General features: G+C 30.5%; 7 protein-coding genes. 4 read left to right on the forward strand and 3 right to left on the reverse strand.

What is annotated here, in order from left to right:
- Window positions 1–3: 3 nt before the first annotated feature.
- Both Q8S45_RS11655 and Q8S45_RS11660 read right to left on the reverse strand, forming a co-directional pair.
- Window positions 4–717: a YebC/PmpR family DNA-binding transcriptional regulator gene (locus tag Q8S45_RS11655; RefSeq protein ID WP_305604923.1), complete on the reverse strand. Its 714-nt coding sequence runs from the start codon at window positions 715–717 to the stop codon at window positions 4–6.
- A gap of 54 nt (window positions 718–771) precedes the next feature.
- Entirely contained in the window at window positions 772–2,400 is a 1,629-nt protein-coding gene (locus tag Q8S45_RS11660) for an acyl-CoA carboxylase subunit beta (RefSeq protein ID WP_305604925.1), read from the reverse strand.
- A gap of 176 nt (window positions 2,401–2,576) precedes the next feature.
- On the opposite strand from Q8S45_RS11660, the gene Q8S45_RS11665 reads away from it, so the two are divergent.
- From Q8S45_RS11665 to Q8S45_RS11680, 4 genes are all read left to right on the forward strand, one after another.
- Window positions 2,577–2,894, forward strand: coding sequence for a DoxX family protein (locus Q8S45_RS11665; protein ID WP_305604935.1), 318 nt, complete (start codon window positions 2,577–2,579; stop codon window positions 2,892–2,894).
- Window positions 2,895–2,904: 10 nt separating this feature from the next.
- Window positions 2,905–3,435: an NADPH-dependent FMN reductase gene (locus Q8S45_RS11670; protein WP_305604927.1), complete on the forward strand. Its 531-nt coding sequence runs from the start codon at window positions 2,905–2,907 to the stop codon at window positions 3,433–3,435.
- 2 nt (window positions 3,436–3,437) lie between these two features.
- Window positions 3,438–3,890, forward strand: coding sequence for a MarR family winged helix-turn-helix transcriptional regulator (locus tag Q8S45_RS11675; RefSeq protein WP_305604929.1), 453 nt, complete (start codon window positions 3,438–3,440; stop codon window positions 3,888–3,890).
- 69 nt (window positions 3,891–3,959) lie between these two features.
- On the forward strand, window positions 3,960–4,682 hold the full coding sequence (locus Q8S45_RS11680) for a pirin family protein (RefSeq protein ID WP_305604931.1): 723 nt from the start codon (window positions 3,960–3,962) through the stop codon (window positions 4,680–4,682).
- Window positions 4,683–4,703: 21 nt separating this feature from the next.
- On the opposite strand, the gene Q8S45_RS11685 is transcribed toward Q8S45_RS11680, so the two are convergent.
- Window positions 4,704–5,966, reverse strand: coding sequence for a M14 family metallopeptidase (locus Q8S45_RS11685; protein ID WP_305604933.1), 1,263 nt, complete (start codon window positions 5,964–5,966; stop codon window positions 4,704–4,706).
- Between the last annotated feature and the right edge of the window lie 263 nt (window positions 5,967–6,229).

The following is a 6,229-nucleotide window of genomic DNA, read 5'->3' on the forward strand; positions in this document are numbered from 1 at the left end:
TAATTATTCCATAGAGTGATAAACATTCTGAACATCGTCATCTTCTTCTAATCGGTCTAATAATTTTTCTACATCAACCTGCTGTTCTTCGGTTAATTTGGTGGTAGTTGTAGGAATACGTTCAAAGCCAGATGATAAAATTTCTAGATTATTTTCTTCTAAATATTTTTGAATAGCGCCAAATTGTTCAAACATTGCATAAATAACAATACCATCTTCATCTTCAAAAACTTCTTCAACTTCAAAATCCATTAAATTTAGTTCAAATTCTTCCAAATCTATTTTTAGATCTTCGGTTTTAATTCTAAAATTACAAGTATGATCAAACATAAATACTACTGAACCAGAGGTTCCAAGGTTTCCATCACATTTATTAAAAGCAGCTCTTACATTTGCAACAGTTCTGTTATTATTGTCGGTAGCTGTTTCAATTAAAACTGCAATTCCGTGTGGAGCATATCCTTCAAATAAAACTTCTTTATAATTGGCGGTATCTTTATCACTTGCTTTTTTAATCGCGCGTTCAACATTATCTTTGGGCATATTTGCTGCCTTAGCATTCTGAATTACAGCTCTTAATCTTGCATTGCTTTCAGGATTAGGGCCTCCTTCTTTTACAGCCATGACAATGTCTTTACCTATTCTGGTAAATATTTTTGCCATTGCCGACCAACGTTTCATTTTTCTACCTTTTCTGAACTCAAACGCTCTTCCCATAATGTTTATAATTGAGGTGCAAATGTAAAAATTACAACCTAGTTTTCCAACAAATTAAACTTGTATTATACCTAGATTAAATTGTTTTTCAATGGGTGCATGATTTGCTGCTTCAATTCCCATACTTATCCATTTTCTTGTGTCTAACGGATTTATAATTGCGTCTGTCCATAGTCGTGCTGCTGCATAATATGGTGATGTTTGTTTGTCGTATTTTTGTTGAATATGTTGTAAAATTTCTTGTTCTTTTTCTTCAGTAATTATTTCTCCTCTTTTTAATAGAGATGAAGTTTCAATTTGAAGTAAAACTTTTGCTGCTTGTTCGCCTCCCATAACTGCTAACTGGGCAGAGGGCCAAGCAACAATTAAACGAGGATCATATGCTTTACCACACATAGCATAATTTCCGGCGCCATACGAATTTCCAATTATAACAGTAAATTTGGGCACCACTGAATTACTTACAGCATTTACCATTTTGGCACCATCTTTTATAATACCACCATGTTCACTTTTGCTGCCAACCATAAAACCGGTTACGTCTTGTAAAAATACCAATGGAATTTTTTTCTGATTGCAATTTGCGATAAAACGAGTTGCCTTATCGGCTGAATCAGAATATATAACACCTCCAAATTGCATTTCTTTTTTGGCATTTTTTACAACCTTACGCTGATTAGCAATAATACCAACTGCCCATCCATCAATTCGACCATACCCACAAATTAGTGTTTTTCCGTAATCTTGTTTATATTCTTCAATTTCAGAATTATCTACTAAATTTTTAATAATATCGAGCATATCATATTGCTCTGTTCTCAATGTTGGAAGGATTCCAAAAATAGTTTCGGGGTTACTAATTGGTTTTTCAGCTTTAATTCTATTAAAACCTGCCTTATCAAAATCTCCAATTTTTGAAATTATATTTTTAATTTTATTTAGGGCATCATAATCGTCTTTTGCTTTATAATCTGTAACGCCACTTATTTCACAATGAGTGGTTGCTCCACCTAAAGTTTCATTTTCAACATTTTCTCCAATAGCTGCTTTTACTAAATAACTTCCTGCCAAAAAAATACTTCCAGTTTGGTCAACAATTATAGCTTCATCACTCATAATTGGTAAATAAGCACCTCCGGCTACACAACTTCCCATAACTGCGGCAATTTGTGTAATTCCCATACTGCTCATAATGGCATTATTTCTAAAAATACGACCAAAATGTTCTTTGTCTGGGAAAATTTCATCCTGCATTGGTAAATAAACCCCTGCACTATCTACTAAATATATAATTGGTAATTTATTCTCAATAGAAATTTCTTGTGCTCTTAAATTCTTTTTTCCAGTAATAGGAAACCAAGCTCCAGCCTTAACTGTAGCATCATTAGCAACAATAATGCATAATTTTTTATGAATGTAGCCAATCTTTACAATAACGCCACCGGATGGACAACCACCATGTTCAACATACATTTCATCACCAGCTAAAGCTCCAATTTCAATGCTATTTGAATTTTTATCGAATAAAAAAGAAATGCGCTCACGTGCAGTTAATTTTCCTTTTGTTTTATGTTTTTCATTGTTTTTATCACCCCCACCTTTATAAACTTTTATCAATTTTGTTTTTAAATCGGATAATTCTAGTTTGTTGAAATCTTCGTTTTTGTTAAATTTTAAATCCATTTATTTAGTTTAAACTGCGTTGTGCTAAAATACGAAATCAATGTTAATAAATATTAAATAGTTACCTAGTAAATAATTACCTAGGTAATTAAAAATATTTGTTTTACATTTGCACATATTTTAATTTATACTATATAAAAACAGCAAAAATTATTTATTGGAGTGCAACAGGTTTATTGAGTGCGCTTTTAGTTATGTCAGCCGGAATGTATGTGTTTAATAACGCAATGATACAACAAGCATTTATGGGATTTGGATACCCAACATATTTAATTTATCCATTAGCAATTGCAAAAATTACGGCAGTTATTGTATTATTAACTCAGAAAAAGTCATATTTAAAAGAATGGGTCTATGCCGGTTTATTTTTTGAATTTGTTTTGGCGTTTTTTGCACATATTATGATTGGAGATGGAGAGCAAACAGCAGCCCTTATGGCAACTGTATTGTTAGTTATATCATACACAACGGGAAGAAAATTAGTTACTATTTAATCAAAAAACTATGAAAAAAATAATTACAATAGGAGGAAGCAACAGTAAAAATTCAATCAATAAAATATTAGCAGAATATGTAGGTGATTTGGTTAAAAATGTGGAATTAATAAAAGTGGATTTAAACAACTATGAAATGCCTTTGTTTTCGGTAGATGTTGAAGCTAAAGTTGGTTCACCAAAAGGAGTAATTGCATTAAACGAATTAATTGAAACGGCCGATGGTTTTATTATTTCTTTGGCTGAGCATAATGGTTCATATTCTGTAGCTTTCAAAAATGCTTTTGATTGGTTATCTAGAATTAATGGCAAAGTTTGGAGAGATAAGCCAATGTTGCTTTTAGCTACTTCTCCAGGAATCAGAGGAGGACAATCAGTTTTGGATATTGCTTTAGGAAGATTTCCGTTTAATGGTGCACAAATTGTTGGTAGCATGTCTTTTCCTTCATTTTTCGATAATTTTAAAAATAACGAGGTTTTAAATGAAGAATTAAAAATGACTATTGAAAAATTAGTTGCTGATTTAGAAAAAAAAATATAGTCATGGGAGATTTTTCAAAAGAAATAAATTCTGAGTTTCCAAACGAACGTGTTAAAGCATTATTAAATATAAAGTATACGTCTAATTTTTTGGATACTGTTGGGAATGCTTATCTGAAACCATTTAATATTTCGGAACAACAGTATAATATTTTGAGAATTTTGAGAGGGGCAAAAGAGGCAATTACTGTAAATAAGGTTAAGGAACGAATGGTGCAAAAATCGCCAAATTCCACTCGTTTAATGGATAAGTTATGTGATAAAGGTTTTATTGAACGTGTGAGATGTGAAAATGACCGGCGTGTTGTTTATGTGAAGATAAATGATCGTGGTTTAGCATTACTAAATGAAATTAAAATGGATGAATTTAACAGTTATTTGAATTCTATTTCAGAAAATGAAGCCAAAATATTGAATGAAATATTAGATAAACTAAGAGATTTTTCTCTTAGTTGATTTGGATTAGAAATAATGAGATCTTATTCGGATGTTCTCTTTGACAATTAAAAAACAAAAAACAAATAAATGAAAACAAAAGTATATAAATCAGATGAAAGGGGCACTGCAAATCACGGTTGGTTAAAAGCAAATTTCTCTTTCAGTTTTGCCCATTATTATAATCCTTCAACAATGAATTTTGGTGCATTGCGGGTTTTAAATGATGATATTATTCAAGGTGGAATGGGTTTTGGAACACATCCTCATGATAATATGGAAATAATTACCATTCCGCTCAGTGGATCTTTAAAACATAGAGACTCAATGACCAATGAATGGATTCCAATTTATTCTGGTGAAGTACAAGTAATGTCGGCAGGAACAGGTGTTCAGCATTCCGAAATGAACAATCATCCAACTGAAGAAATTAATTTATTTCAAATTTGGATACTCCCTAATCAGCAAGAAGTTGAACCGAGATATGATCAGAAGAAATTTGAAGCCTCAGAACGAAAAAATAAACTGCAAATATTGGTTTCTTCAATAGATGAACCGATAGAAGGCAGTTTAAAAATTCATCAAAATGCTCAAATTTCAAGAATAGATATTTCAAATGAAACCTCCTTTACGTACGAATTAATTTCTAAAACTCATGGAGTTTATGTTATGTTAATTGATGGTGAAATTGAGATAGAAAATGATATTTTAACTAAAAGAGATGCTATAGGTATTTCTGAATGTTCTTCATTTAAAATTAAAGCAAAAAAGGAATCAGAAATTTTATTTATAGAGGTTCCAATGAATTTTTAATCATAATTAATTTGTAGAAGGCTATCTTTTATTTAAAATTTTCATCATTTCAATAGCGGCAACTTTTCCTTTTTCTCTCACAAAATCACGTGGCGTTTCATCACCAATTTCATAAGTTATTGCTGTGGCACCATACATTCCTAAAAACCAAGCTTTTGAAACAGGTTGGTTGCTGTCTTCACGTATTTCGTTTGGTTTGTAATTTGGAAAAGTATCATCAATGGCTTTAAACCATTCATCGTAAAAATGTGGAATTGTAGAGTTTTCGGTAGAATGGCTGGTGTAATATAAATCTTCTTGAGTGGAATGAAAATCAATTCCAATTACTACTTTTCCTTTTGATTTATTTGCAACTTGTACAATAGCTTTGGTAATGGCATTTATCTCTGGTTGTTTATAAAAACTCCAATCTCTGTTTAAATCTATTCCGTTGGCATTATGTCTCCAATGACCTAAATCTACTCCATCTGGATTTACAATTGGAAATACTAAAACGCGGTATTTAGTAAAAAAATCTGCTGTAATTTGATTGGATTCTAAAACGTTTTGTAAAAAACTTTGAAATGCCATAAATCCTGTAATTTCTGGAGGATGCTGTCTGGCAAGTAAAACAACAATATCTTTTTCATTTTCGTTTCCAGTATGAATATCCAACATTGGAATTGGTTTTCCTAAAACTGAATTTCCAATAGTTTTGTAAGTTATTTTCGCTTTATGTTGTTGAATTAGTGCGTTATACCATATTTTGGTTTGCGTTGAGGTAATTATTTCTTGCGCAGCAATAATTTGTGGTTTTTCATTTATAATAACCTTGATTGTAATTATAGTATCTTTTTTGAAAATAAGGTTGGAATCAATATTTTGCCATATTTCATTTTCAGATTTTATTTTAGGAATGTATCTATGAGAATAATCTTTTGGGTAATTAAACTCTAAATATGCCGTAGTAGGCTTTTTTGACCAAATTTTAAAAGCAAAGTAGGCGCTATTATTAATAGGTGTATTTTCTGGTTGAATTCTCAATTGTAATGTGCTATCATTCAGTTTTTTAACATCATTTAATCGTGCTCCATCAAAATTATTACTTAGATAAATAGCTGTATTTTGGTCGAAGAATATCTTTTTTTCTTGTAATGTAATTTTTTTGTTATCAGTATTTGTAGAATCCTCAGCAATAATTGGCTTTACAAAAGTGTTATTTGGTAAAGAGCATTGGGTTGTTGTTATAAGTGCCAATGCTAAAAAAACAAAATTGAAAGAATTATAAATTTTGGAAACAGTCATACTAATCAAATTTTTAAACAAGATACAAATCTAAAAATTATTTATTATAAAAGGTATTCAAGAGGTTAAAGTTTCATTTTAAAGCGTGTATCATTAATTCTAGTTTTAGCTTATTGATTTTAAATTAAGTAATAAGAATAAAATAATGTCGTATTTTATTGCGTATATATAATAATTTTCGTATATTTATCTCATTATGAGATATATAACACTTAAAAATGAAGAGATTGAGGTATTGGAATACCTTCATCGGAATAGCCCTA

The organism is Lutibacter sp. (assembly GCF_030692605.1).
Taxonomy (GTDB): Bacteria; Bacteroidota; Bacteroidia; order Flavobacteriales; family Flavobacteriaceae; genus Lutibacter.

Coding starts and splice junctions, on each gene's coding strand:
- Q8S45_RS11655 (WP_305604923.1), bottom strand. CDS start 717: ATGGGAAGAGCGTTTGAGTTCAGAAAAGGTAGAAAAATGAAACGTTGG.
- Q8S45_RS11660 (WP_305604925.1), bottom strand. CDS start 2,400: ATGGATTTAAAATTTAACAAAAACGAAGATTTCAACAAACTAGAATTA.
- Q8S45_RS11670 (WP_305604927.1), top strand. CDS start 2,905: ATGAAAAAAATAATTACAATAGGAGGAAGCAACAGTAAAAATTCAATC.
- Q8S45_RS11675 (WP_305604929.1), top strand. CDS start 3,438: ATGGGAGATTTTTCAAAAGAAATAAATTCTGAGTTTCCAAACGAACGT.
- Q8S45_RS11680 (WP_305604931.1), top strand. CDS start 3,960: ATGAAAACAAAAGTATATAAATCAGATGAAAGGGGCACTGCAAATCAC.
- Q8S45_RS11685 (WP_305604933.1), bottom strand. CDS start 5,966: ATGACTGTTTCCAAAATTTATAATTCTTTCAATTTTGTTTTTTTAGCA.